General features: G+C 67.7%; 23 protein-coding genes and 1 tRNA gene. 14 read left to right on the forward strand and 10 right to left on the reverse strand.

Going from position 1 to position 24,607, the window contains the following annotated elements; all coding sequences use genetic code 11:
* Positions 1-3: 3 nt before the first annotated feature.
* Positions 4-1,365 (reverse strand): FtsK/SpoIIIE domain-containing protein, encoded by a 1,362-nt coding sequence (locus ACWD26_RS05585; protein ID WP_451266470.1) that lies wholly within the window; start codon positions 1,363-1,365, stop codon positions 4-6.
* Between the two features lie 2 nt (positions 1,366-1,367).
* On the reverse strand, positions 1,368-1,697 hold the full coding sequence (locus ACWD26_RS05590) for an SCO3933 family regulatory protein (RefSeq protein WP_451266472.1): 330 nt from the start codon (positions 1,695-1,697) through the stop codon (positions 1,368-1,370).
* Between the two features lie 191 nt (positions 1,698-1,888).
* Here ACWD26_RS05590 and ACWD26_RS05595 point away from each other — a divergent pair, with 191 nt between their 5' ends.
* The 3 genes from ACWD26_RS05595 (at position 1,889) to ACWD26_RS05605 (ending at position 4,543) form a co-directional block, all read left to right on the forward strand.
* Positions 1,889-2,209 carry a putative quinol monooxygenase gene (locus ACWD26_RS05595; protein WP_351405704.1) on the forward strand — a complete coding sequence of 107 codons (321 nt, stop codon included), beginning with the start codon at positions 1,889-1,891 and terminating at the stop codon, positions 2,207-2,209.
* 32 nt (positions 2,210-2,241) lie between these two features.
* Positions 2,242-3,441, forward strand: coding sequence for a helix-turn-helix domain-containing protein (locus ACWD26_RS05600; protein WP_451266474.1), 1,200 nt, complete (start codon positions 2,242-2,244; stop codon positions 3,439-3,441).
* An 832-nt stretch (positions 3,442-4,273) separates the two neighbouring features.
* Positions 4,274-4,543 (forward strand): hypothetical protein, encoded by a 270-nt coding sequence (locus ACWD26_RS05605; protein WP_451266476.1) that lies wholly within the window; start codon positions 4,274-4,276, stop codon positions 4,541-4,543.
* A gap of 564 nt (positions 4,544-5,107) precedes the next feature.
* On the opposite strand, the gene ACWD26_RS05610 is transcribed toward ACWD26_RS05605, so the two are convergent.
* Positions 5,108-5,476, reverse strand: coding sequence for a DUF6344 domain-containing protein (locus tag ACWD26_RS05610; RefSeq protein WP_451266478.1), 369 nt, complete (start codon positions 5,474-5,476; stop codon positions 5,108-5,110).
* A 368-nt stretch (positions 5,477-5,844) separates the two neighbouring features.
* Between ACWD26_RS05610 and ACWD26_RS05615 the strand changes: the two genes are divergently transcribed.
* Complete coding sequence (locus ACWD26_RS05615; RefSeq protein WP_003999697.1) at positions 5,845-5,973, forward strand: DLW-39 family protein; 129 nt, start codon at positions 5,845-5,847, stop codon at positions 5,971-5,973.
* A gap of 292 nt (positions 5,974-6,265) precedes the next feature.
* Positions 6,266-7,798, forward strand: coding sequence for a hypothetical protein (locus ACWD26_RS05620; RefSeq protein WP_451266480.1), 1,533 nt, complete (start codon positions 6,266-6,268; stop codon positions 7,796-7,798).
* Between the two features lie 243 nt (positions 7,799-8,041).
* Here the strand turns inward: ACWD26_RS05620 and ACWD26_RS05625 are convergent, their stop codons facing one another.
* Both ACWD26_RS05625 and ACWD26_RS05630 read right to left on the reverse strand, forming a co-directional pair.
* Positions 8,042-9,961 carry a serine/threonine-protein kinase gene (locus ACWD26_RS05625; protein ID WP_451266482.1) on the reverse strand — a complete coding sequence of 640 codons (1,920 nt, stop codon included), beginning with the start codon at positions 9,959-9,961 and terminating at the stop codon, positions 8,042-8,044.
* Positions 9,962-10,238: 277 nt separating this feature from the next.
* Positions 10,239-10,787 (reverse strand): helix-turn-helix domain-containing protein, encoded by a 549-nt coding sequence (locus tag ACWD26_RS05630; protein ID WP_451266484.1) that lies wholly within the window; start codon positions 10,785-10,787, stop codon positions 10,239-10,241.
* A gap of 182 nt (positions 10,788-10,969) precedes the next feature.
* Here ACWD26_RS05630 and ACWD26_RS05635 point away from each other — a divergent pair.
* Positions 10,970-11,042 (forward strand) — tRNA-Ala (locus ACWD26_RS05635).
* Positions 11,043-11,512: 470 nt separating this feature from the next.
* Here ACWD26_RS05635 and ACWD26_RS05640 read toward each other — a convergent pair.
* Entirely contained in the window at positions 11,513-12,214 is a 702-nt protein-coding gene (locus ACWD26_RS05640) for a DUF5324 family protein (RefSeq protein ID WP_451266486.1), read from the reverse strand.
* Positions 12,215-12,577: 363 nt separating this feature from the next.
* Between ACWD26_RS05640 and ACWD26_RS05645 the strand changes: the two genes are divergently transcribed.
* Positions 12,578-13,111: a peptidylprolyl isomerase gene (locus ACWD26_RS05645; protein WP_451266488.1), complete on the forward strand. Its 534-nt coding sequence runs from the start codon at positions 12,578-12,580 to the stop codon at positions 13,109-13,111.
* 212 nt (positions 13,112-13,323) lie between these two features.
* Complete coding sequence (locus ACWD26_RS05650) at positions 13,324-14,217, forward strand: rhomboid family intramembrane serine protease (RefSeq protein ID WP_451266490.1); 894 nt, start codon at positions 13,324-13,326, stop codon at positions 14,215-14,217.
* Between the two features lie 303 nt (positions 14,218-14,520).
* Here the strand turns inward: ACWD26_RS05650 and crgA are convergent, their stop codons facing one another.
* Entirely contained in the window at positions 14,521-14,775 is a 255-nt protein-coding gene (gene crgA / locus ACWD26_RS05655) for a cell division protein CrgA (RefSeq protein WP_045558527.1), read from the reverse strand.
* Between the two features lie 142 nt (positions 14,776-14,917).
* Between crgA and ACWD26_RS05660 the strand changes: the two genes are divergently transcribed.
* Genes ACWD26_RS05660 through ACWD26_RS05685 form a run of 6 tightly spaced genes read left to right on the forward strand, consistent with a single transcriptional unit; the run spans position 14,918 to position 19,363 of the window.
* Complete coding sequence (locus ACWD26_RS05660; RefSeq protein WP_451266492.1) at positions 14,918-15,766, forward strand: DUF881 domain-containing protein; 849 nt, start codon at positions 14,918-14,920, stop codon at positions 15,764-15,766.
* A gap of 23 nt (positions 15,767-15,789) precedes the next feature.
* Positions 15,790-16,476 carry a class E sortase gene (locus ACWD26_RS05665; RefSeq protein ID WP_451266494.1) on the forward strand — a complete coding sequence of 229 codons (687 nt, stop codon included), beginning with the start codon at positions 15,790-15,792 and terminating at the stop codon, positions 16,474-16,476.
* A gap of 53 nt (positions 16,477-16,529) precedes the next feature.
* Entirely contained in the window at positions 16,530-16,691 is a 162-nt protein-coding gene (locus ACWD26_RS05670) for a hypothetical protein (protein ID WP_451266496.1), read from the forward strand.
* Complete coding sequence (locus tag ACWD26_RS05675) at positions 16,688-17,338, forward strand: aminodeoxychorismate/anthranilate synthase component II (protein ID WP_451266498.1); 651 nt, start codon at positions 16,688-16,690, stop codon at positions 17,336-17,338. Before ACWD26_RS05670 ends, ACWD26_RS05675 begins: the two co-directional genes overlap by 4 nt.
* Positions 17,335-18,597, forward strand: a complete 1,263-nt coding sequence (locus ACWD26_RS05680) for a class E sortase (protein ID WP_451266500.1) — start codon at positions 17,335-17,337, stop codon at positions 18,595-18,597. The genes ACWD26_RS05675 and ACWD26_RS05680 overlap by 4 nt, the downstream gene beginning before the upstream one ends.
* Before the next feature lie 31 nt (positions 18,598-18,628).
* On the forward strand, positions 18,629-19,363 hold the full coding sequence (locus ACWD26_RS05685) for a class E sortase (protein WP_451266502.1): 735 nt from the start codon (positions 18,629-18,631) through the stop codon (positions 19,361-19,363).
* A gap of 169 nt (positions 19,364-19,532) precedes the next feature.
* Here the strand turns inward: ACWD26_RS05685 and pknB are convergent, their stop codons facing one another.
* From pknB to ACWD26_RS05700, 3 genes are all read right to left on the reverse strand, one after another.
* Positions 19,533-21,530, reverse strand: a complete 1,998-nt coding sequence (gene pknB, locus ACWD26_RS05690) for a Stk1 family PASTA domain-containing Ser/Thr kinase (RefSeq protein ID WP_451266504.1) — start codon at positions 21,528-21,530, stop codon at positions 19,533-19,535.
* 169 nt (positions 21,531-21,699) lie between these two features.
* Positions 21,700-23,160, reverse strand: coding sequence for a peptidoglycan D,D-transpeptidase FtsI family protein (locus tag ACWD26_RS05695; protein WP_451266506.1), 1,461 nt, complete (start codon positions 23,158-23,160; stop codon positions 21,700-21,702).
* A complete protein-coding gene (locus ACWD26_RS05700) occupies positions 23,157-24,593 on the reverse strand; it encodes an FtsW/RodA/SpoVE family cell cycle protein (protein ID WP_451266508.1) in 1,437 nt (478 codons plus the stop codon). Before ACWD26_RS05700 ends, ACWD26_RS05695 begins: the two co-directional genes overlap by 4 nt.
* Positions 24,594-24,607: the final 14 nt, after the last annotated feature.

Here is a 24,607-nt window from a genome sequence, read left to right on the forward strand (position 1 = left end):
GTGTTACTCGGTGACCGGGCGGGGCTGTACCAGCGGCGGCACGGTCGGCATCGGCGGCACGACGAGCGGCGACGGGGCCATCCGGGCCACCGGCCGGAACGGTGCCAGGAACGGCAGCTCGGGGGTGAGGTGGGCGAACTCCCGGCACACGGCAGCCGCTTCGGCCGGGCTGATCTCGGGGGTGCGGATGCGGGACCAGCCGCCGGAGGTGTCGCCGGCCACCGCCGTACCGGGACGGTTCGCCGCGATCGACGTGGACGCTACGACCGCTTCCGGGGAGATGTCCGACAGGCCCATCTCGGCACTGGCCTTGTCGTTGACGCGGTGCACCACACGGCCGGTGAGCTGGGCCCGCAGCGCGGTCGCGCCACGGCCGAGGTCGGAGCCGAACCGCTGCCCGCAGACCTCCAGGAAGATCCCGATGGCACGGGCCATCTGTCCCAGCCGCACCAGTTGCATGACCGTGCGGTCGCGGGCTGGCTCATCCTTCTTGGAGACCACGAGGAACAGTTCCGCGATCTCGTCGATCAGCACCACCAGCGGCACCGGCCGCAGACGCTCGGGCAGCTCCCACAGATCCGACACCCCGTGCAGGGCGAGGAGGTCGAAGCGCTCTTCCATCTCGACGACCAGCGCGTCTATCAGCCGTGCGGCATCTTCCGGGGTGGTGACCAGCGCCGACAGCCGGGGCGCGTAGCGGCTCTGCTCCACACCGCGCTTGCAGTCGATACCGATCAGCCCCACCGGCAACTGCGCGAGCCCCTTGATCAGGCTCCGCTGATAGACCGACTTCCCCGACAGCGTGGCCCCGAGGGTCAGCGCCATCGGGACCGCGCGGTAGTCGCGCTCGAAGACCGTGCCGTCCTCCCGCAGCGCGACCGGGACAACCAGATCACGGGACCGGGCCTTGCGCGGCAGACGGACCCTGTTGAGCACGTCGTAACCGGTCATCCGCAGCTCGACATAGCCCGGCTTGATCTCCGCCACCGACACCGAACGGACGCCCCAGGCGTGACGCAGACGCTCGGTCGACGCGGCGATGTCAGCGGGCTCCAAGCCGGCGGGGAGACGGAGCGTCACCCGTAGACCGGTCGAGGTCGGGACCACCCGGCGGACCTTCGGCGGCACCGGCCGAACCTCACTGCGGGCCAGGTTCCGGGTCACGAAGGCACGGAAGCCGGACGGCTGCACCGTCAGCCCGCACACCTCCATCGTCGAGCCGTAGGTCCAGGAGAACCGGCCCCAGGTGACCGGCAGACCGACCAGCGACCAGTACACGCGCGGAGCACGTGCCTTCGCGTAGCCGAGCCCGCCAGCACCAGCAGCCACGGTCCCCAGTTCCACCCAGGGGGACAGGTCGGCCATGATCAGGCCGCCGCAGTGACCGCGACCGCACGGAACGAGATCCCGTGCCGCTTCTGGCCGTTGAACTCGTTCTCCCAGTCACGCGCCTTGAGCCCGACGACCCGCACCGGCATGCCCGGCGCCAGGCCCTCCGGGAGACCCGTCTCCGGAACGGTCACCTGGTAGAGGTTGCCCTCACCCTCGTCCGAGACCAGCAGGCCGACCGTCGACAGACCCGCGTTGGTCTCGCGGTCCACGGCCCGTTCCCCGGTCTTCTTGTTGACCATCTTCGGTTCCGGCGCGGTCGCCACGAACACCACAGCGGTCGAGAGGTCGATTTTGAAGGACGGCATTATGGAGTCTCCCTTTGAGGGACAGGCCCCGGGCTGCGTTGTGATCTTGGCGGATGGCACGCAGTTCGGGGCTGCTTGTGTTCCGACACCATCGAAGCTACTCGCAGAAAAACTGCGAGTCAACAGAAAAGCTGCGACTAGTAGGAGAACTCCGAGTCTGCGAGACTGGACGCGACAAGGAAGGTGGAGATATGAGCAACTTTGGGCTTTTTGTTCGCTTTACGTTGCGCGACGGTGCAGGCGAGGCGTTTGACGCGCTGGTGGAAGCGACCACCGCAGGCATTCGGGCACACGAGCCCGGCACGCTGATCTACTCGTGCCACGAAGTCGAGGGCGCGCCCAACGAGCGGACCTTCTACGAGCTGTATGCCGATCACGCAGCTTTCGAGGAGCACGAGCGCCAGCCCCACACGCGCCACTTCCTCAGCGAGCGGGACAAGTACGTCGAGAAGACCGAGGTTGACCGCCTCCAGCCGTACGCCGGCAAGTACCCGACCGGAGCCGACAAGTGAGTGGCTCAGACACCGTCACTGTCGGCCAACGAGTGAAGGAGCTGCGTCGAGCCGCAGGCATGTCCCAAAGCGACCTTGCCGCCGCTATGGGACGCTCCGAGAGCTGGGTGTCCCAGGTCGAGAGAGGCGTACAGCCCGTCGAGAGGCTGTCGATCCTTCAGGGCCTCGCCGATGCACTCAACGTCTCCGTGCGAGAGGTGAGGGCCGACGCTGCACCCGCCGAAGAGGCCCCGCCTGAGAACCTGCCGAAGAGCAATGATCTCGACGGACTACGTGTAGCACTGACCGGCCATCCTGCACTGGCCAGCTTGTTTCAGCAGGCTCCGACCAAGCCCGAGCCATCACTTGCCGACTTCCGCCGACAGGTGGAGGAGGCATGGGCACTCGCGCACGCATCGAGCTACGCAAGGCTGAGCGATCACCTCGCTGAACTCCTGCCGAGCATCGAGGCCGCAGTGCGCCACGCGCCGGCGGGAGACCGCACCGAACTGCATGCCTTGCGCGCCAAGGCGTACCAGGTAGCCGCAGCCAGTTTCACCCGGCAAGACCAGGCGGACGCGGCATGGATCGCAGCCGATCGGGCGCTACAGGCAGCCGAGCTAGCAGGTCAGCCCTTGGAGGTTGTCTCCAGCCTGTTCCGCATGGCGCATGCCTTCATGCGGCAGCAGCACATGGAGCAGGCCGAACAGGCCGCGAAGTCGGCGGTAGCCGTCATGGCTCCCAGGGCGGAGGCGGCGACGTGCCCACCAGAGGAACTGTCTCTCCTCGGCGCCATGAATCTGGTCCTTGCCGTGATCAATGCGAGGGAGGGGCACCGGGGTCCAACTCGCCACCACATCGAGCGAGCACGAGAGATCGCAGCGCGGTTGGGTGGGGACCGAAACGACTTCGACACGGAGTTCGGGCCGACCAACGTTGAGATCCACGCTGTGAGCACGGCGGTGGAGTTGGGAGACGCGGGCCTTGCCCTGGAAGTAGCGGAGCAGGTGGACGCATCGGCACTCTCGAACGAGCGGCAGGCCCGTTTCCTGCTTGACGTGGCGCGGGCGCACGCGCAGCGGCGACACGTCGGGGAAGCCACAGCCGCGCTTCTGGAAGCCGAGGCCCTCACGCCCGAGCAGATCCACGATCACTACTTGGCACGCGAGGTCATCCGGGACCTGATCCAGCTCTCAGAGCCACGCGTGCCTGGTCCGCTGCGCGACTTGGCCGATCGAAGCGCTGTCGTCTAGCCGAGCTGTTACAGGTTTCTCTACCTCATCAAGCCCCGGCTGCGCTCCGCTCCGCCGGGCGCGCTTCCCGGCTCTGGCCGCGCCCGCGCTCCTGCCTTCGGCCCGCTCGGCGCCGCCGACGCCGACGCGCGCCCACATGTTGGATAGGGCCGAGGGCCATGGGGTGATCACCGTGCAGAGCAGCCACGCTACGAACAAGCCTCCGGCGGGGGCGCTCAGGCTCCGAGATGGCAGGGGGCCCGGTACGCGGGTGCCGGCCGTGAGTGGCTGGTGCGGGGGCTCCCATCCCGTCTGCCGTCGACCCAGGCAGAGCCGAGCAGTCGCGGCCCAGGGCGTCAAGGTCGTTCGTACAGTGGCGCGCTCCACCTTGACGCCCTGAACCACGCCCGCTCCACGGTGTGTGGGTCGACGGCAGACGGGATGGGAGCTGGGGTGGTGGAGGGGTGAGCGTGGGATGTTAAGTCGCCGGATCAGTCTAGTGACCTTGGTCACTGGTCAAATAGGGACATTCAACGCGTGTTTCACGTGAAACAAGCACAATGTTTCACGTGAAACATGGGGCGGTGGGCTAGGCGCCCTCGATTTGTCGGTGCCATGTGATAAGAGCTTCTATTTCCGCAGGTCAGCAGAGTGCAGCAGGTCAGGTCACACTGTCACTCAGTGGCGCGAAGGTGTACTCGGCGACTGTGTTCACGATGCGAGGTTCGGATGGACGTGGAGCGTGCCGTGGTGTCAGCGACGTGCCATACCTTTGAACTGTCAACACCGAAGGGCGCGCCCGCTCTTGGGGAAGAGGCATCGGGCGCGCCCAACTGATAACCAAGGAGGACGAATGCCCGTCCCGGGTATTGGCGGACTGCCGATGTTCGACGCCCACCTGCTTCAAACTGTCGCACGTGGGACTGACAGCCGCAAGAAAGTCATGATCGCTTCGGCTGTAATGCTGGCCTGCGTGCTCAACGGCGACACCGTGACTGGTGTACTGCGCCAGAGTACGTGGCTGGTTGTGGCGATCACGATCTTGATCGTCGTGCAGGTGGTCGCGAGTTACCTTCCAGAGCCGGTTGTCAAGCCCGCTCTCTCGTCTGACATCAACAGCTGACACCAACAGCTGCGGACTCAGACGGATCAGGGCGGATCGGTACGACCAGCGCCAGGCCGCAGAGCAGCCGAGCGGCAGGTTCAATGGATCGCCTTGATCGACCTGATAAGGATGAGGCCACAGGTTCAAATCCTGTTAGCCCCACCAGCACGAAGACCCCCAACCGGTCATGGTCGGGGGTCTTCGGCGTCTGTGGTCGACATCAGCGCGGTCTGGGCCTTCCTTACGGCATCGGGCGCGGCGGGCGGCTTTCCTCCCGCCCTGTGATACCGCCCGTCCCCAGAGCGCAACCTCACCCCAACAAGGTGGGGGACCTGGCGAGTTGCTCCCTCTATTGGTGGCCCGTCGGCTTCCCTACAGCACCTGGACGAAGGCCACCACGACCACCGCCCGCAGCCACACCGACCCCTTGTGGGTTTCGCCTGCGGGGGCTCAAGCCGTTCTGCCGGCTTCACCAGCACGAAGACCCTCAGCCTGTGTCGGCTGAGGGTCTTCGGCGTTCACGGTCTTCTTCAGGGCGTCGTACGCAAGATCGCCGCTGGGTGGGTGTCTTCCGGCCGGAGATCAGCGCTGGAGGGGTGCGACGGGATGCTCGGCCTGTGGGAGAGGGGTGTCGGGGGCGGCGGCCGGACCGGGCACGTTCGTGGCGGTGTCCGTGGCCGTGTGCAGGGCCGTGCGGTGGCGGCAGGAGGGGGAGGAGCCGTGGGCCTCGGCGCGGATGCGTTGCTTCATCGTGGGGGGCAGCGCGCGGTCGTGGGGCCGGGCCGGGAGGGACATCGCCGACGTCGTCGTGGGGGCCGCGCAATGGCGGGTGGTCTCGGTCTGCGGTACCGCGGCGGAGGCGGTGGCCGTGACGAGTCCGAGCGCCGTGCACAGCGCGAGGAAGGCGGTGACGATGGCGGTCCACAGCTTCATGACCTTGTTCTGGGCCATGGCCCCTCACTTTCGGGTTGGGCGATTTGCGTACTTTCCTCATGATGTGTATGTGCGCTCCGAAATCGCGGACCGACGCCCATGGCGCGTCGATCTTCAGATCAACACCACTCGGATGGGTGCAGGGGATGCCGAGAGCCCTGGACGGTCGCGGGAAGGAGGTGAGGGCGGAGTCCATGACGCCGTCGAGGTGTGCGAGATGTGATGGACCTGTGTGATGAGCCTGCGATCGGAACAGTGACGTCCGGTTCTACTGCGGTCTTCCCGGCGGGAGTTGAGCGGCCGACGCAGGTCACCGATCGGTATCGGTCGGTGTGTATAGTCGGGCGCCAGAGGTCCCCTACGTCAAGGAAAGACGAGGTCGCGCGGTGAAGAAGCTTCTCCTGGTCGCACTGGCCGCCATCGGCGGGCTCCTCGTGTACCGCCAGATCCAGGCGGATCGCGCCGAGCAGGATCTGTGGACGGAGGCGACTGACTCCGTGCCCACGGGTTCGTGAACATCGACATCAGTCTCAGAGCAGACCCCGGCCGCGATTGCGGTCGGGGTTTTGTGTCGCCAGGGCGCATCGTCCCGGACATTTACCCCCCATTCGGCGGGGATCGACTTCGCCTTGGCGAACGATGCGCCCGCCGAAGTGAAACAACGGTCCCCGTAGAGGCCGTTTTCGGCCGCTCGTTCCCAGGAAGGCGGGCATTGGAGCGCACCGCCCGGCAGGATGGGCGCGTTCGGGGCCGCGACCACTGAGCCGGGGCTTCGGAATCGCGGTCTACGACGAGGGGTGGCGCGTGATGGGGCGGCGCACGGTCTGGTGGCGAGCTGCGGCCGCCTTGGGAGCGGCCCTGTGTGCGATGACAGCGCTGCCCGGACCCGCCGCGGCGGCCGACGCGCCCACTCCGTACTCCTACGCCGCGGGCGCGAAGACCGTCGAGGGCGCCACGAGCAGCACCGGAGCCGCGCGGCTGGAGGCCGGCGAGACGTACCAGAGCTCCATCGGCCCGGGCGGCAAGCTCTACTACCGTCTCGGCCTCGACGCCGCCTCCCACGCGTACGTGTCGGCCACGGCCGTGCCAGGAGCGGGAGCGACGGTCGCCACCGGGGACGGGATCAGGGTGTCCCTGCAGGACGCCGACGCGCATCGGTGCTCCCACCAGACGGCGCGCTTCGGCCCGACCCGCAGCGCTCATCCGGTCACCGCCTGGGCCTCGCGGGAGATCGGCAGCGACGAGTACATGTGCCAGGCGGCCGGGGTCTACTACCTCGTCGTCGAGCGGGTCGGTTCGGCCGCGGGGACCCGTGCGGGTTCGAGTGCGGGGTCGAGTACGGGATCGGCTTCCGGCTCGGTGTCGGGCTCGACGCCGGGCTCCGTCCCGGACGGCTCGTCGGAGGAGTGGGGGCTGGAGCTCGGGCTCGTGTCGGAGCCTCTGGTGAAGAAGGGCGGTTCGACGAGTGCCCCCGAGAGCTGGAACTCCGCGTCGCCCGAAGGGCTGGCGGGGGACCCCGAGGGGCGTCGTGGTGGAAGCGGCTTCGCCACGGCGAGCCCCGTGGCGCAGGGCGTCTGGCAGGACGAGGTCGGGATCAGGCCCGGGGAGACGCTCTTCTACAAGGTGCCTGTCGGCTGGGGGCAGCAGCTCTACGCCACCGCCGAGCTGGGCAGCACGACCGGCGGCGACGGTTATGTGGGGAACGCGTTCGTCATGTCGCTCTACAACCCCGTACGGGGCCTGGTGGACGACAGAACCGCCAACTACGGGGGGCAACAGCAGTTCGCCGCTCTGGATCCGCTCCCGCCGGTCGCGTACGAGAACCGTTTCTCCCTCGATGACGAGGTGAGCGGAATGCGGTTCGCGGGCTGGTACTACCTGGCGGTCCACCTCGGGACATCGGTCGCCGACCGGTACGGCGAAAAGCCCATCGGCCTGACTCTGCGGGTGCGGCTGGAGGGCGAGGCCGGGCCCGGTCCGGGATATCTGGGCACCGCCGAGCCACAAGGGGTCTTCGAGGTCACGGAGGAGGACCGGGAGGCCGCGCAGAGTGGGGCGACGGGGGACACGCTGGACAGTGTGGGGGACAGCGGCGGCGGAGGGGACGCGGAGACTTCCGACAGCGGGGAAGGCACCGGGGACTCGTCGGGCGCCGGGGACCAGCGTCTGGTCATGACGGTCGTGGCGGCGGGCGGCATCGGCACAGGGACTCTGCTGGTTCTTGTGCTCGTGGTGTGGACCCTGGTGGCGCGCCGGCGTGCGGCCAAAGGCGGGGAGTCCGAAGGGCCGAGGGCGGGCACGGCTCCGCGGGGGCGGCATGGGGCGTCACGGGGGTGGTAGGGCTCCGAGGGCGTATCAGGCCTACTGGGCCTACTGGCCGTACCTGGCGTACCGGGCGTACCGGGTGTATGGACGTCGCGGAGGTGTAGGGAGCTGGTCGTCTCAGGTCGGTGCCTGACAGCGGTGCGTCAGGGCCTGATCTCGCGGGGGCGGGGGCGGGGGCAGGCGTCGACGGACGGGTGCCGGTGGTCGGGCTGCGCCGCCGGCCGGGGCTGAGCCGTCGATGGGCCTCGTTGGACAGGCTCAGAGCCGGCCCAGCGCCCAGAACCCCACCGCGAAGCAGACCAGCGCGAGCAGCAGGACCGGAACGACCACCTTGGCGGGTGGACCGGGACGGCGCCGTGGAAGTGCCCTCGATCGCCGTGGAACCTGCTGAGGGCGAGCGGTGTATGAACCAGTAGAGGCGTACGCGTGCTGCTGCACCGTCGGGGTCGGGGGCTGGGAGAGGCCCAGCGGCGGATGCGGCTGAAGGGAGGGCACATGCGCGGGTTCGGGGCGTGGAGCCGGAGCGGCATGTACGGGCGTCGCGGTCGGGGGAGTGGCCTGCTGCTCGGACTGGTGCTGTGGGTAGCCGGGGTCGTGCTGCTCCGCCTGGCGCGACGGTGTGTGGGCGGCGAGCACCTGGGGCGGCGGCAGATGGAAGCTTCCGGTGTCCGACATGGTGGACGGCTGCTGCGGTGGCACGGGATCACGGTCGGGACGCGGCGGTACGACGGTCGGGGGCGACTCGGTGGATATGGGATCGGTGTGCGCCGAAGACGCCGGAGAGAGGGGGCCGGAATCCTGGGACCACTGCTCAGCGCCGGCCCCGGTGCTCGCGCCTGTGACTGAATCGGAGTCGGTCCGGGGCGGGGCGGTGGGAGGCATGGGCGGCGGCACTATGGAGCCCGGGTACGGGGGCTGAGGTGTGGAGCCGGTTGGTGGTGTCGGCGGCGTGGAGCCGTTGGGTGGTGCTGGTGGCGTGCCTGTGTCGGGGCGTGGTGGGTCCTGGGGCCGTGGGCTGTACGACGGCGGATTGTGGGGCGGCGGCGGTGTCGCGTCCACGCCGGACGAGGGGACGCTTCCCGTGACCGGCCGCGAGATCGAGGCCGAGGATCCAGAGGCGGGGGGCGGTGATCCGGCGGACGGTGAGGAGGCGGGAGTCGAGGGAACGGGGGGAACCGAAGGCGCTGAAGGATCGGACCAGCCTGGAAAGTCGGAAAGTGAGTTCGTACCTGGGCGGGGAGTCGACGAGGGCGTGCCGTCGGTGTTCGTGCCGGTCTTGTCCAGTCCCGACGCCCGGTGCAATGGTCCTTCGGGGCCGAACCCCGTGGGAAGTGGGCCGAGTTGGTCGAAGACCTCCACCGACTCGTCGTCGGGGCCCGGCTCGGGCAGGAGTTCCACGGCTGCGGCGAGGGCCTTGCGGGCGCCCGTGGCGGTACGGAAGCGGGAGTCGGGGTCCGGCTGGAGCAGCGTGGCGATGACCTGCCAGAGCGGCTCGGGGATGCCTCGCGGGGCCTTCGGTGTGCCGTGGGCGGCGAAGTGCTCGATGAGGGCCTTGGCGTCGGGCTTGGCGCCTTCCAGCAAGTACAGGGCGACGAGGCCCACGGCGAAGAGATCGGCCGGGAAGTCCGGGTCGGCGCCCAGCATCTGCTCGGGGGCGAAGTAACCCGGCGTTCCCACCACGTAGTTGGTCTCGGTCAGCCGGGGCTCGCCCAGGCGCATGGCGATGCCGAAGTCGGACAGACGCAGGCGGGGCCGGGCCGTGCCGGTGGCCTCCAGCAGCACGTTGGCGGGCTTGATGTCGCGGTGAATGACACCTTCCGCGTGCACGGCGGTGAGGCCGGACAACAGCTGGTCGAGCAGGGTACAGACATAGGCGGGCGGAAGGGGGCCGTAGTCATTGATGAGGTTCACCAGGGAGCCTCCGGCGACCAGGTCCATGGTGAACAGGACCTTGTCGTCGTCGGCTGCCCAGCTGGCGGGCGCGAGCACATGGGGATGGTCGATCCGCACGGCTTGCTCGCGGACGAAGCGCAGCAGGGCGTGCGCGTCGCGCTGTTGCAGGACCTTGGCGGCCACATAGCGGCGGCGGCGGTGGTCCCAGGTGCGCCAGACCGCGCCGACTCCCCCGCGTCCGATCGGGTCGACCAGTTCGTACCGGCCGGCGAAGACCTCACCCATGGCTGTGCGTCGTTCCCCCTTCGGCTCCCCCCTTGGCTGCCCGTCGGCGGAGGACACGGCGCTCGCGCCGCCCTCCGCGGAGCCGGCCTGCACGTGCCCGGCTTTCTCGGAGCTTGTTTCCCGCCGCTGTCCCCCTGCCGTTCTGTTCCGCTGACCGCTCGCCTCTTCTGGAGCCTACGTCCACGTCTCCGTGGCTCACGAGGGGCCTACAGACCCCTCGCCCCCCTTCGGCCTCGGCCCGGTCGCCAAACCCCCTTTCGGGGAACGGGCCTTGAACTCAGTTCTGGTGGGACTGGTAGTGCGCCACCGCGTCCGAGGTGCGGCCCGCGCCGTACACCCGGAGGAACTCTGCCAGTTCCGGGTGGGTCGGGGCGAGGGTGTCCGCCGCCTCGATGATGTCGCCCGCGGCCGCGACGGAGCGCAGCAGTGACTGGATCTCGCGGACGACCCGCTTGACCGTAGGCGCCCCCGAACTCGTCGTCGACGGCGTGGTGTTGCTGAGCACAGATCCCCCCTGTGACTTCTTGATCTCGTCCATGCGCTCGGTTGCCTCGGCGGCGCTCACGCTGCCGTCCGCGACCTGCCCCGCAAGGTCCTGCAGCAGCTGGACCCGCTGGACCACTGCCGGATTGCCGATCTTGGCACGCTGACCGCTCATCAGCTGCGACAACATCGGTGCGGACAGGCCCAGCACCCCCGCGAGACGGGCCTGATTGAGCCCCAGATCCTCAATGAGCCTACGGAAGAGCGCCCCCAACGGCTCTCCGTACCAGTTCCGCTGCAGCTCCCGGGCTCTTGCGGTCGCTTCCTGCTGTGCGGCGTCCATTGCGTCTCCCCATCGCTTCCCCAAATACCGTGGTTCGCTGTAGCGAACCACGACGAGCATCTTACGGAGAGTGGTCGTTCACGGGGACCCCCAATCTTTTTGCGAGATCCCGGGGGTGACCCGGTACTCTGGTCTGCGAAGCCCTCCGGTGGTCGGTTCCTCCGGGTGGATGCTTCCCTTCCGGGGCCTTAGCTCAGTTGGTAGAGCGCTGTCTTTGCATGGCAGATGTCAGGGGTTCGACTCCCCTAGGCTCCACAGTGGATCGACCGGGCCGGATGTCGTAGGACATCCGGTCCGGTCTTTTTCTTGTCTCCCGGTGTTGGCGGGGCTCGGGCTGCCTATGGCGCTCGGAGCATGGGTCGTCGCGATCGCTATCTGTGCACTCCGTGAAGAGATGGCCGTTGGTGGGGGGTGACGGGTGATGGCACGTGTCGGCGTGCGCATATGCGAAACCGGTGCTCTGGGACGCAGAGGAGCGCGACCGGATGTGTGCGTCACCCTTCGCAACCGGATCAATACATTCCGGGTGTTGTGGCTCGGTGGCCCGGAGGGCGTGGACGTTTCACGTGAAACAGCCCTGTGGGGCAGAAGACTTTCAAGTCTTCTGCCCCACAGGGCGGTTGAAAGGTGCCCAGGCGAACGCACTCTCGGGCAGAAGGGGCTCGCGAGACTCGCCTCCGGGGCGGGAAGCAGCCTCGGAAGAAAATCTTCTCGGTTTCCGGCTCTCAGCGGCGGTTGTCGCGGTCGGCTTCCTCCTCGTCGGCCTGCTTGGCCTGGACCTCCGGGTCGAGGACGGACTGGCCGCTGCCGTCCACGGAGGACAGACGACCGGGTTCCGAGACCTCGGTGGCGGCGGGGGGCTCGACCAGCCAGTCGGGGTTGGCCTGCTTGTCCCACCACTTCCAGGCGGCGAAGGCGCCGCCTGCCAGGGCGCCCAGCACGGCCAGTCCCTTGACGGCACGGCCGAGCTTCGCCCGGCGTTGCTGCCTGCGAACCAGCTTCTGGATCTGCTGGGGCGAAACCTGCCCGCGCAGTGCGGCCAGCGCGGCGACACTGCGGGCAGTGGCCTCCTCGCGGGCGGGCCCGGCAACGGCCACGGCCTGTTCAATGCGCGGACGGGAGTAGTCGGCGGCCTGGCGGGCCGCCTTGCGAGTGCGGACGGCGGCTTCATGGGCCGCGTGGTCGACCTTCGGCGGTACATGCGTGCGAGCCTGTTCAAGGCGCGGGACGACATGGGCGCCGTACTGGACGCGTGCCTGTTCCGCGGCCTGCGACACCTTCGGCGCGAGTCGTACGCGTGCCTCGTGCGCGTAGTGCGAGGCCTTGTCCTTGGCCGTGTCGGCGTAGGGCGCCACCACTTCCGCGGCGTGCAGCACGCTGTCCTTCGCCGAGCCGGTCGCGGCGCGCACGCTGTCGATGCGGGTCACGGGATCCTCCTCCTCGGTGGCGTACGGTAATTCGACTTTCCACCCTTTTGGGGATCATGCCTCCCGGAGCGCTCCGGGGCATGTGCGGGCGGGCATCCGGGTCATGGATACCGACTCCGGTTGATCATCGAGCAGGAGTCGCTCATGAACCGGTCACGTGCAATAGAGGATGAATGCGGGGCAACGGGAGCTTGTCCACGACAATGCCGACAATGCCACGGATCGCCGCGAAGCGCGCCGGTACCGGGGGTACTCGACCGGTTTTCCGCGCACCCGCCGTACAAGAGCGCGGGCGTCGGGGGACGGACGGCGCCGTCCGTGCGAGGATCGGGGGAGTTCACAGAGGACAACGGAAGGCAGATCGTGGCTGAGCAGCTGTACGCCACCCTGAAGACCAACCACGGCGACATCGAGGTGCGGCTGCTGCCGAACCACGCGCCCAAGACGGTCCGTAACTTCGTCGAGCTCGCCCAGGGCGAGCGTGAGTGGACCAACCCGGCCACCGGCCAGAAGTCCACGGACAAGCTCTACGACGGCACGGTCTTCCACCGGGTGATCAGCGGATTCATGATCCAGGGCGGTGACCCGCTGGGCAACGGCACCGGTGGTCCCGGCTACCAGTTCGCGGACGAGTTCCACCCGGACCTCGGCTTCGACAAGCCCTACCTGCTGGCCATGGCCAACGCGGGCCCGGGCACCAACGGCTCGCAGTTCTTCATCACCGTCGCCCCGACGGCGTGGCTGAACCGCAAGCACACCATCTTCGGCGAGGTCGTCGACGCGGCCAGCCAGAAGGTCGTGGACGCCATCGCCGGCGCCCAGACCAACCCGCGCACCGACCGCCCGGTCAACGACGTCGTCATCGAGTCGGTCGTCGTCGAGACCCGCCAGGGCTGAGCCCACGGCGGTCGCCGCCAGGGCCGAGCCCGCGCCTGGTCTCGCCGCGTCCGCCTCGTCCGGCGGGTTCACCGCCGAGGCCGAGCGCGCCGGGTTCACCACGCGGGCGGAGCCGAAAAGGTTCGCAAGGTCCCGAAGGGAACCATTCGCCCCGCTCATCCGTAAGGATGGGCGGGGCCGATGCGTTCCACACAGGAGATGGAGGGGACCCCATGGACCAGGTGCCGAGCAGCTCGCGGGACGCGCAGAGCCTGCCCACCTGTTACCGGCACCCGGACCGCGAGACGGGTATCCGCTGCACCCGATGCGAGCGCCCCATCTGCCCCGAGTGCATGGTGAGCGCCTCCGTCGGCTTCCAGTGCCCCGAATGCGTCCGCGGCGGCTCCGGCACAGGCCATGCGCCCTCCGCCTCTGCCCCTCGCACCCTCGCCGGCGGCACGGTCACCGCCGACCCACGGCTCCTCACCAAGATCCTGGTCGGCGTGAACGTGCTGCTCTTCCTGGTGCAGATGTCCGCGGGTGACCGTTTCACCGACCGGTTCGACCTCATCGGGCGGGCCTGGGTACCGGAACTGGGCTCCTCGCTCCAGGGCGTCGCCGAGGGCCAGTGGTACCGGCTCGTGACGTCGATGTTCCTGCACAGCGGCGTCACGCACATCCTGTTCAACATGCTCAGCCTGTGGTGGATCGGCGGTCCGCTGGAGGCGGCCCTCGGCCGAGCCCGTTATCTGGCGCTCTACTTCGTCTCGGGCCTCGCGGGCAGTGCGCTCACCTACCTGCTCGCCGCGCAGAACCAACCGTCCCTCGGTGCTTCCGGCGCCATCTTCGGCCTCTTCGGCGCGACCGGCGTCCTCATGCGCCGCCTCAACTACGACATGCGCCCGCTGATCATCCTGCTGGTGATCAACCTGATCTTCACCTTCACCCCGATGTTCAACATCGCCTGGCAGGCCCATGTCGGCGGCCTCGTCGGTGGTGTCCTGGTCGGCTACGCGATGGTGCACGCGCCGCGTGAGCGGCGGGCGCTGATCCAGTACGGCGCATGCGCTCTGGTACTGGCCGCCGTGGTGGTCATGACGCTGGTCAGGACCGCGCAGCTGACCTGAGGTGATGTCGCACCGTCACCGGTCCGGCGCCCCGAGGGCACCGTTACGGCACTGTTGTCCACAGACCGTGGCGGATCTTGTGCATAGGGTGCGGGAACAGGTGTGCCCCCTGTCGCTCACCTGCGTTTTCGCAGGTCAGGCAGGGGGCGAACATGTTTGCGGATACTGGTGGAGCAGTCATACCGGCGTCAACGCCCAGTGAGTTATCCACAGATCGTCGTTCTTTTTCCCCACTGTGGAAAACGCCTGTGGATAACTCCGTGGATAGCTCTGGGGAGAGTTACTTCCACCGAGCGGAGACCGCTACTTCCACTGGGTCGAGACGCCGAATCCCGCGGCGATGAAGCCGAAGCCGACCACGATGTTCCAGTTACCGAGGGAGTCGATCGGCAGCGAGCCGTCGGTCACATAGAAGACGACGATCCAGGCGAGGCCGATGAGGAACATGGCCAGCATGACGGGCGCCACCCAGCCACGGCTGTTCAGCTTGATATTCGTGGCCTGCTTGGACGGCGGCGGCGTGTAGTCGGCCTTCTTGCGGATACGTGACTTCGGCACGAGGGTCTCTCCTGTCGATGCGCTGCGTGGCCGCGCAGGGAACTGTGGCGGGCTCCGGGGCAGCGTACAAGGGGACACTGATTGCTCCCCCGGGCGTCCGTTAGCGTAGTGCTTCCGTGGCGCCTAAGGAGATAAGGGTACGTTGAGCAATTCAGCCGACTCCCCCAAGGCTGGTTCCGGCACCTCCCCGGAGGCCGGTTCCGCCGACTCCTCCGGGGCCGGCCCCGAGGCCGCCTCCCGGAACGGCGATCCCTCCGACCGAGGCGGTTTCCGGCCCGTGCGCGTGCTCACCGTCGGCGTCTTCGCCCTGGCCGGGCTGATCTTCTTCACCAGCTTCGACACCGCCAAGGGCACCAACATCCGTACGGACGCCTCACTGCTGAAGCTCTCCGACCTCATTCAGGAACGCAGCCACAAGAACGGGCAGCTCGACGAGTCCAACGCGGTCCTCCGGGGCGACGTCGAGGCCCTCGCCGAAAGGGACGACGGCAGCACCGAGGCCGAGGACGCGCGGCTCAAGGCCCTGGAGAAGAACGCCGGCACCCAGAAGCTCAAGGGCGAGGCGCTCACGGTCACCCTCAACGACGCCCCGCCGGACGCCACCGCCAAGCTCCCCGGCTACCCCGAGCCGCAGCCCGACTACCTCGTCATCCACCAGCAGGATCTGCAGGCCGTGGTGAACGCCCTGTGGCTGGGCGGCGCCGAGGGCATCAAGGTCATGGATCAGCGGCTGATCTCCACCAGCGCCGTGCGCTGCGTCGGCAACACCCTGATCCTCCAGGGCCGCGTCTACTCACCCCCGTACAAGATCCAGGCGGTCGGTGACCCGGAGAAGCTGCAGAAGGCGCTCGCCGCGAGCGAGGCGATCCAGAACTACATGGTGTACGTCAACGTCTACGGACTGGGCTGGAAAGTGACCGAGGACGGGCCGGTGACTCTTCCCGGCTACTCGGGCACAGTGGATCTGAAGTACGCGAAGCCCGTGGAGTGACGGCAGCCGGGGGACCCGTGTCGGTGCGCGTGATCGTGAGGACCGTCAGCGAACTCTGCATCACCGCAGGCACCCTGATCCTGCTCTTCGTCGTCTACGTGCTGTTCTGGACCGGTGTGAAGGCCGACACCGAGATGGACCACCAGGTCGACCTGCTCCAGGACCAGTGGGCGAAGCAGCCGGTGAGGCCGACGTCCGGCCCGGGCACCACGGCGGCTCCGGAGCCACCCGCTCCGTACGAGGCAGGCAAGCCCTTCGCCCTCATGTACATCCCGCGGCTTGGTTTCACGTGGAACAAGCCCGTCCTCGAAGGCACGAAGACGGACACTCTCAAGAAAGGGCTCGGGCACTACGCGAACACCGCTCAGCTGGGACAGAAGGGGAACTTCGCGGTCGCCGGCCACCGCCGGACCTACGGTGATCCCTTCAAAGATTTTCCCAAGCTGCGCCCCGGTGACGCGGTCGTCCTGAGCGACGGAGCGAACTGGTTCACGTACGTCATCGACGAAGGGCCTTATCGGACATTGCCCACGGACGTCCAGGTCATCGACCCCGTACCGAAGAAATCGGGCTACACGCGCGCGGGGCGGTATCTGACGCTGACGACGTGCGACCCGGAGTGGGGACACAGCCATCGGCTCATCGTCTGGGGCCATCTCGAATCCACACAGCCTGTGGAGGCCGGGAAACCGGAGGCACTCCGCCGTTAGTCTGGTGGCGGTACGGCGTGAGACCGGTGCCGTGGTGTGAAGGAAGGGACGGCATGTACGGCTGGATCTGGCGACATCTGCCGGGCAACGTATGGGTGAAGGCGCTGGTCTCCATCGTGCTGACCCTGGCCGTCGTCTATGTCCTCTTCCAATACGTCTTTCCCTGGGCGGAGCCCCTGCTGCCCTTCAACGATGTGACGGTGAACGACCAGTGAGTGCCGCCCGACCCGCCCGGGTCCTCGTCGTCGACAACTACGACAGCTTCGTCTTCAACCTGGTCCAGTACCTGTACCAACTGGGCGCCGAGTGCGAGGTGCTGCGCAACGACGAGGTGGCGACCTCGCACGCCCAGGACGGCTTCGACGGCGTGCTCCTGTCCCCCGGGCCGGGCACCCCGGAGGAGGCCGGCGTCTGCGTCGACATGGTCCGCCACTGTGCCGCGACCGGCGTCCCCGTCTTCGGCGTCTGCCTCGGCATGCAGTCCATGCAGGTGGCGTACGGCGGTGTCGTGGACCGCGCGCCCGAACTGCTGCACGGCAAGACATCGCTGGTGGAGCACGAGGGCAAGGGGGTCTTCGCGGGCCTGCCCACCCCTTTCACCGCGACCCGCTACCACTCCCTGGCCGCCGAGCCCGCGACGGTGCCGGCGGAGCTGGAGGTCACGGCGCGTACCCACGACGGGATCATCATGGGCCTCAGGCACCGTGAACTGCCCGTCGAGGGCGTGCAGTTCCACCCCGAGTCGGTGCTCACCGAGCACGGCCACCACATGCTCGCCAACTGGTTGGCGGAATGCGGCGACCAAGGGGCCGTGGCGAGGTCGACGGGGCTCGCCCCCGTGGTGGGCAGGGCCACGGCGTGACGGCCCTGCGTCCCGAGCGCGAGAGTGCCCCCTACGGCGGCGAGGCCGCGTACGGGGGCGCCGAGTCGTTCGAGGCGGAGGCCTTCCAGTCCGGGCCGTACGCCGACCCGGCCGAGCCTCAGCAGCAGTGGGCCGCCCAGCCGACCACGCCGTACGTCCAGGGCGACTGGTACGGGCAGCAGCAGCCGGACGCGGAGCCCTCCTTCCAGCCGTATGAGGGCTACGGCGACCGCCTCCAGGCCACGTCCGAGGGCTCCTTCGAGGCCTATGGAGCGGCCACCGTCCATGAGCGGGTCTCGGCCGACACCGCCCAGGAGCACCCTCCGATCGACGAGGAGACCGTGGCGCTCCGGGTGGAGGAGGCGCGGCGCATGGCGGCTGCGGCCGAGCCGATATCCGCGCCCCCCGCCCCAGGAGGCCGTGCGGCCCGCCGTAAGGCCGCGAGACGGCACGGGAGGCATGGGGGCTCCCCGGGGGCCCACGTGGGCTCCGGAGTCGCTCAGGGGCCCGAGCAGGCCTTAGGGGCGGCTGGCCGGACATCGCCCCGTTCCCGGGTCGAGGCACGGCGGGCGGCGCGGGCGCAGAAGCCCAGTGCCGGGGTGATCGCCAGCCGGGTCATCGGAGAGGTGTTCATCACCACCGGTGTGGTGATGCTGCTGTTCGTCACGTACCAGCTCTGGTGGTCGAACATCCGGGCCCATCAGCAGGCGGGCAGGGAGGCGACGAGCCTCCAGGAGGAGTGGAAGAACGGCAAGCGCGCGCCGGGCGCGTTCGAGCCGGGGCAGGGCTTCGCCATCCTGCACATTCCGAAGCTGGACGTCGTCGTGCCGATCGCCGAGGGCATCAACAAGTCGAAGGTCCTCGACCGCGGAATGGTCGGGCACTACGACGAGAACAGCATCAAGACGGCGATGCCCGAGGACAAGACCGGCAACTTCGGTATCGCCGGTCACCGCAACACCCATGGTGAACCGTTCCGGTACATCAACCGGCTCAAGCCCGGTGACCCGATCGTCGTGGAGACGCAGGACAAGTACTACGTCTACGACATGGCCTCGATCCTGCCGGTGACGCCTCCGACCAACGTCAGCGTGCTCGACCCCGTTCCCCCGGGATCCGGCTTCACCGAGCCGGGCCGCTACATCACGCTGACCACGTGCACGCCCGAGTTCACGAGCAAGTACCGCATGATCGTGTGGGGCAAGATGGTGGAGGAACGGCCGCGCAGCGAGGGGAAGCCCGACGCGCTCGTCCAGTAGGGGCTCGACCAAGGGCGGAAGAACTGTGGCAGTGACCACCGACGACACCGAAGAGAAGACAGGCGTGTCCGAGACCGCGCCACGGCGCCGTGGCATGAGCCGGCTGGCCATGGCCGTCAGTGTCTTCGGCGAACTCCTCATCACAGCGGGGCTGGTGCTCGGCCTGTTCGTCGTCTACTCGCTGTGGTGGACGAACGTCCTCGCCGACCGCGAGGCGGACAAGGAAGCGAACAAGGTCCGCGACAACTGGTCCGCCGACACCGGCCCGGGCGCCCTGGACACCAAGGACGGCATCGGCTTCCTGCATGTTCCCGCGATGAACAACGGCGAGGTCCTGGTGAAGAAGGGCACCTCGCCCAAGATCCTCAACGGTGGTGTCGCCGGCTACTACACCGACCCCGTCAAGGCGACTCTCCCCACCTCCGACAAGGACGGCAACTTCACCCTCGCCGCCCATCGCGACGGCCACGGTGCCAAGTTCCACAACATCGACAAGCTTGCGAAGGGCGACTCGATCGTCTTCGAGACCCGCGACAACTGGTACGTCTACAAGGTCTACGACACCCTCGCCGAGACCTCGAAGTACAACGTCAAGGTCCTGTCGAACATCCCGAAGGAGTCCGGCAAGAAGAAAGCCGGCAAGTACATCACCCTCACCACCTGCACGCCCGTCTACACCTCGCGGTACCGGTACATCGTGTGGGGCGAGCTGGAGCGCGTGGAACGGGTCAACGCGGAACGCACCCTCCCGAAGGAACTGCGGTAGAGCCACGGCAGGTTGCTTGCGCGTAGGGATGTTTCACGTGAAACATCCGGTTTCACGTGAAACATCTGGACAACGAAGGAGCCCCGGCACCCCCTTCAGGGAGGTGCCGGGGCTCCTTCGTTGTACGGGACGAGGGGTGGATCATTCCTCGTCGTGGGGAGCGGTGGCGTTATCCGAAGAACCCGCCGCCGTTGCTCCCGCCATTGTTGTTGTTGCCGTTGTTGCCACCGAAGCCCACCGAGGCGAGGGTGATCGTCGTCTGGCTGGGGTCGGCGCCGTTGCCGCCGTCCGGGTCCTGGTCGGTGACGATCGCGGTGTCGCTCTGGTCGCTGCCTTGGGCGAACTGGATGTTGGTGAAGCCGGATGCCTGCAGGATCTGCTTGGCCTGGCCAACGGTCCGTCCCACGACATTCGGGACCTCGGCCTCCTGCTCCTCCTCCTCGGCCGCCTTACCGATCTGGATGGTGACCGTGTCGCCCTTGTTGAGCTCTGTTCCTGCCTCAGGGCTGGTCGCCACGACCTTGCCGACGAGGTTGGGGTCACTGGTCTCGACCTCGGTACAGGTGCCGACGAGGTTGTTGGCCTCCATCTGGGACTTGGCGTCGTCACAGCTCCGGCCAGTGACGGTCGGCACGGTGGCCTTCTCCTCGGCCTTGGCAACCGTCAGGGTGATCGTGGAGCCCTTCTCCACTTCCTTGCCGGTTGTGGGGTTCTGGTCGAGAACCGTGCCGGCCTCCTCCGGGGACTCCTTCGTCTTGGTCTCGACGACGAACTCGTAGTCCTCGCCCTCCAGCTTGTCCTTCGCGTCCTCGATCTGGTCACCGATGACGCTAGGAACTGCCACCTTCGGCGCGCCCGTGGACACCACCAAGTCGATGGTGTCGCCCTTCTTCACTTCGACACCCGCCTGCGGGTTCTGCTCGCAGACGTTGCCCTTCTTCTGGTCCTCGCAGGGCTTCTGGGAGACCTGTACCTTCAGGTCGACGTTCGTGGCCGCCTGTTTCGCCTCCGCCTCGCTCTGGCCGATGAAGTTCGGCGCCTTGAGGGTGTCGTTGCCGACGTCGTTCCCCGGGAACATCCATCGCCCGATGAGGATCGCGCCGATCAGCACCAGCACACCCGCGACGACCAGGAGGATCGTCGAGGTGTTGTTCTTCTTCTGCTGGCGTCGGCGGCCCTGGCGGTCGTCGTAGCCGTAGCCATCGTCCGGACCGACAGGCGGCAGCATCGTCGTGGCACCGGCGTCGGCGCGCAGGGCGGTGGTCGGCTGGTCGTCGGGGTAGCCGCCGTAACCGACCGAGCCCATGGCCGCCGTGGCCGCGACGGGCTGGCCGTCGAGGCAGGCCTCGATGTCGGCGCGCATCTCGTCGGCGGACTGGTAGCGGTAGTCCGGGTCCTTGACCAGGGCACGCAGGACGATGGCGTCCATCTCCGGCGTGATCTCCGGGTCGAAGACGCTCGGGGGCTGCGGCTCCTCCCGCACATGCTGGTAGGCGACCGCCACGGGGGAGTCGCCGACGAACGGCGGGCGGACCGTCAGCAGCTCGTAGAGCAGACAGCCCGTCGAGTACAGGTCGGACCGGGCGTCCACCTGCTCACCCTTGGCCTGCTCCGGCGAAAGGTACTGCGCGGTGCCGATGACCGCGGAGGTCTGCGTCATCGTCATACCGGCGTCGCCCATGGCGCGGGCGATGCCGAAGTCCATCACCTTGACCTGGCCGTTGCGCGTCAGCATGACGTTGGCCGGCTTGATGTCGCGGTGGACGATCTGGTTGCGGTGGGCGTACTCCAGTCCCTGGAGGATGCCGATGGTCATCTCCATGGCCCGCTCCGGCAGCAGCTTGCGGCCGCTGTGAAGAAGCTCACGGAGGGTCGAGCCCTCGACGTACTCCATGACGATGTACGGGATCGAGACCCCGTCGATGTAGTCCTCGCCCGTGTCGTAGACCGCCACGATCGCGGGGTGGTTGAGCGAGGCGGCCGACTGGGCCTCCCGGCGGAACCGGGCCTGGAAGGTGGGGTCGCGCGCGAGGTCCGCTCGCAGCGTCTTCACCGCCACGGTGCGGCCGAGGCGGGTGTCCATCGCGAGGTAGACCTCCGCCATGCCACCACGGCCGAGCACCTGGCCCAGCTCGTACCGGCCGCCGAGGCGACGCGGCTCTTCCATAGCTTCCTACCAGCCCTCTCCGTCGGTCCCGACCGCACCCATGTGTGGTCCGGCGGCTGTGCTCCGGGCATACGGTACCCGGCTCGCCTTCTGTGACCTGGCCAACCGCGTCACCCGATACAGGACCGGTATCGCAACGTGCACTGATGTGAAGGTGACGTGATCGGGGTCACTTCTTGCTGTTGATCACTGCCTCCATCACGCTTTTCGCGATCGGGGCGGCGAGACCGCCACCGGAGATGTCACCGCGGTTCGCCGAACCGTCCTCGACGACCACGGCCACGGCGACCGGCGAGCTGCCGTCGCTGAGCTTGGCGTACGAGATGAACCAGGCGTACGGCTTCTCCTTGTTGTTCACGCCGTGCTGCGCGGTACCGGTCTTGCCGCCGACGGTGACGCCGTCGATCTGCGCCCTGGTGCCGGTGCCCGTCTTGACGACGGTCTCCATCATCTCCTGCAGCTTCTGGGCGGTCTCCGCGGAGACCGCCTGGGACAGCGTCTCGGGGTCGTGCGTCTCGATGACGTCGAGGTTGGACGCGCGCAGCTGGTCGACCATGTACGGCTTCATCAGCTCCCCGTCGTTGGCGACGGCCGAGGCGACCATGGCCATCTGCAGCGGGGTGGCGCGGTTGGAGGCCTGCCCGATGCCGGCCATCGCGTTCTGCGGGCGGTTGTCCTCGGGGTAGACGCTCTCCGCAGCGCGGACGGGGGTGTCCAGCGTGGCCTCGTTGAAGCCGAACTTCTCGGCCTGCTCAATCATCTTGTCGTTGCCGACGGTGTCGGAGAGCTTGCCGAAGACCGTGTTGCAGGACTGCTCCAGCGCGTAACGGAGCGTGGCGTTCTTACACACACCGTGCTCGTTGGTGAGCTTGCTGGACGACTCCGGCAGCGGGTACGGGTCCGGGGTGTCCGTCTTGTCGTCAATGCCTGAGACGGCGCCGTCCTCCAGCGCCGCGGCGGCCGTGACCACCTTGAACGTGGAGCCCGGCGGGTAGGTCTCGCGCAGCGCGCGGTTCAGCATCGGCTTGTCGGAGTCCTTCTCCAGCTTCTGGAAGGTCTCGCTGTCCTTGCTGCTGATGCCGGCGAAGGTCGACGGGTCGTACGACGGAGTGGAGGCCAGGGCGAGGATCGCACCGGTCTTGGGGTCGAGCGCGGCGACGGCGCCCTTCTTGTCGCCGAGGCCCTCGAAGGCCGCCTTCTGTGCGGCCGGGTTGAGGGTGGTGACGACGCTGCCGCCCTCTTTTTTCTTACCGGTGATCATGTCCAGCGTGTTCCGGAAGAACAGCCGGTCGTCATTGCCGGTGAGAATGCCGTCCTCAAGGCTCTCCAGCTGGGTGGTGCCGACGATCTGGGAGGCGTACCCGGTGACCGGGGCCCACATCTCGCCGTTCTTCCAGGTGCGCTTGTACTTGTAGTCGGTGCCCTTGACTTCCATGGATCCGGTGATGGCCTTGCCGTCGACGATGATGTCGCCGCGCGGTGTGGCGTAGCGCTCGATGGAGACCCGCCGGTTCTCCATGCGTGACTGCAGGGCATCGGCCTGGACGTACTGGATCCAGTTGTCGCGAATGAGCAGGGTGAGGACGAGGAGTCCGCAGAAGATCGCGATCCGGCGCAGGGGCTTGTTCACGGTCGGACCACCTGGGTCATCTCGGCGTCGGGGTTGCTTGCGGGGGCGGGGGCCGGGCGGCGCGCGGTGTCGCTGATACGGAGCAGAAGACCGATGAGGGCCCAGTTCGCGATCACGGAAGAACCACCGGCCGCGAAGAACGGCATGGTCATACCGGTCAGCGGGATCAGACCCATGACACCGCCGACCACCACGAAGATCTGCAGGGCGAAGGCGCCGGAGAGGCCGACGGCGAAGAGCTTGCCGAAGGGGTCGCGGGCGGCCAGCGCCGTGCGCACACCTCGCTCGATGATCAGCCCGTACAGCAGCAGGATCCCCATGACACCGGCCAGCCCGAGCTCCTCACCGACGGTGGAGAAGATGAAGTCGGAGTTGGCGGCGAAACCGATGAGATCGGAGTTGCCCTGGCCGAGCCCCGTACCGAGGACTCCACCGGAACCGAAGGCCATGATCGACTGGCCGATCTGGTAGCAGGCATCGGAGTTCTCGTAGCAGGACCACGGGTCGAGCCAGGCGTTGACGCGGGCCTGAACGTGACCGGCGAACGACGCCACACCGACGGCGCCGGCGGCGGACATCAGCAGGCCGATCACAATCCAGCTCGTCCGCTCGGTGGCTACGTACAGCATGATCACGAACATGCCGAAGAACAGGAGCGACGTTCCCAGGTCGTTCTCGAAGATGAGGATGAGTAGGCTCACGGCCCAGATCGTGATGATCGGGCCCAGGTCGCGCCCACGTGGCAGGTAAAGGCCCATGAACCGGCGGCTGGCCAGGGCCAGCGCGTCTCGCTTCACCATGAGGTAGCCGGAGAAGAAGATCGCGAGAACGATCTTCGCGAACTCGCCCGGCTGGATGGAGAATCCGGCGACGCTGATCCAGATCTTGGCGCCGAACACGTTGGCGCCGAGGCCTGGGACGAGCGGCAGAAGCAGCAACACCAGCGCGGCCACCATGGAGATGTAGGTGTAGCGCTGGAGAATGCGGTGGTCCTTGAGGAATACGAGTACCGCGACGAACAGCGCGAGACCGATGGCCGAGTACATCAGCTGATTCGGAGCCGACGGGGAAAAGGCGCCGAAGGCGTTCTCGGCCAGCTGCTGGAGTCTCTCCGACTGGTCGAGCCGCCAGATGAATACCAGCCCTAGCCCGTTCAGAAGCGTGGCCAGCGGCAGCAGCAGCGGGTCCGCGTACGCCGCGAACTTACGTACGACGAGGTGGCCGATGCCGGCCAGCAGGCCGAGACCGAGGCCGTAGCCCAGCAGACCGGTGGGCACCTCGTCGTTGATGGCGAGACCCACGTTGGCGTAGGCGAACACCGGGATGACGACCGCGAACGCCAGCAGCGCCAGCTCGGTGTTGCGTCGGCTCGGGGTGCCGATCGCGCCGATCGTGGACGTGTGCTGCGTCGACGTGTTGGTAGTACTGCTCATCGTGTGAGTGGGCC

This window comes from Streptomyces sp. NPDC002787 (assembly GCF_053592095.1).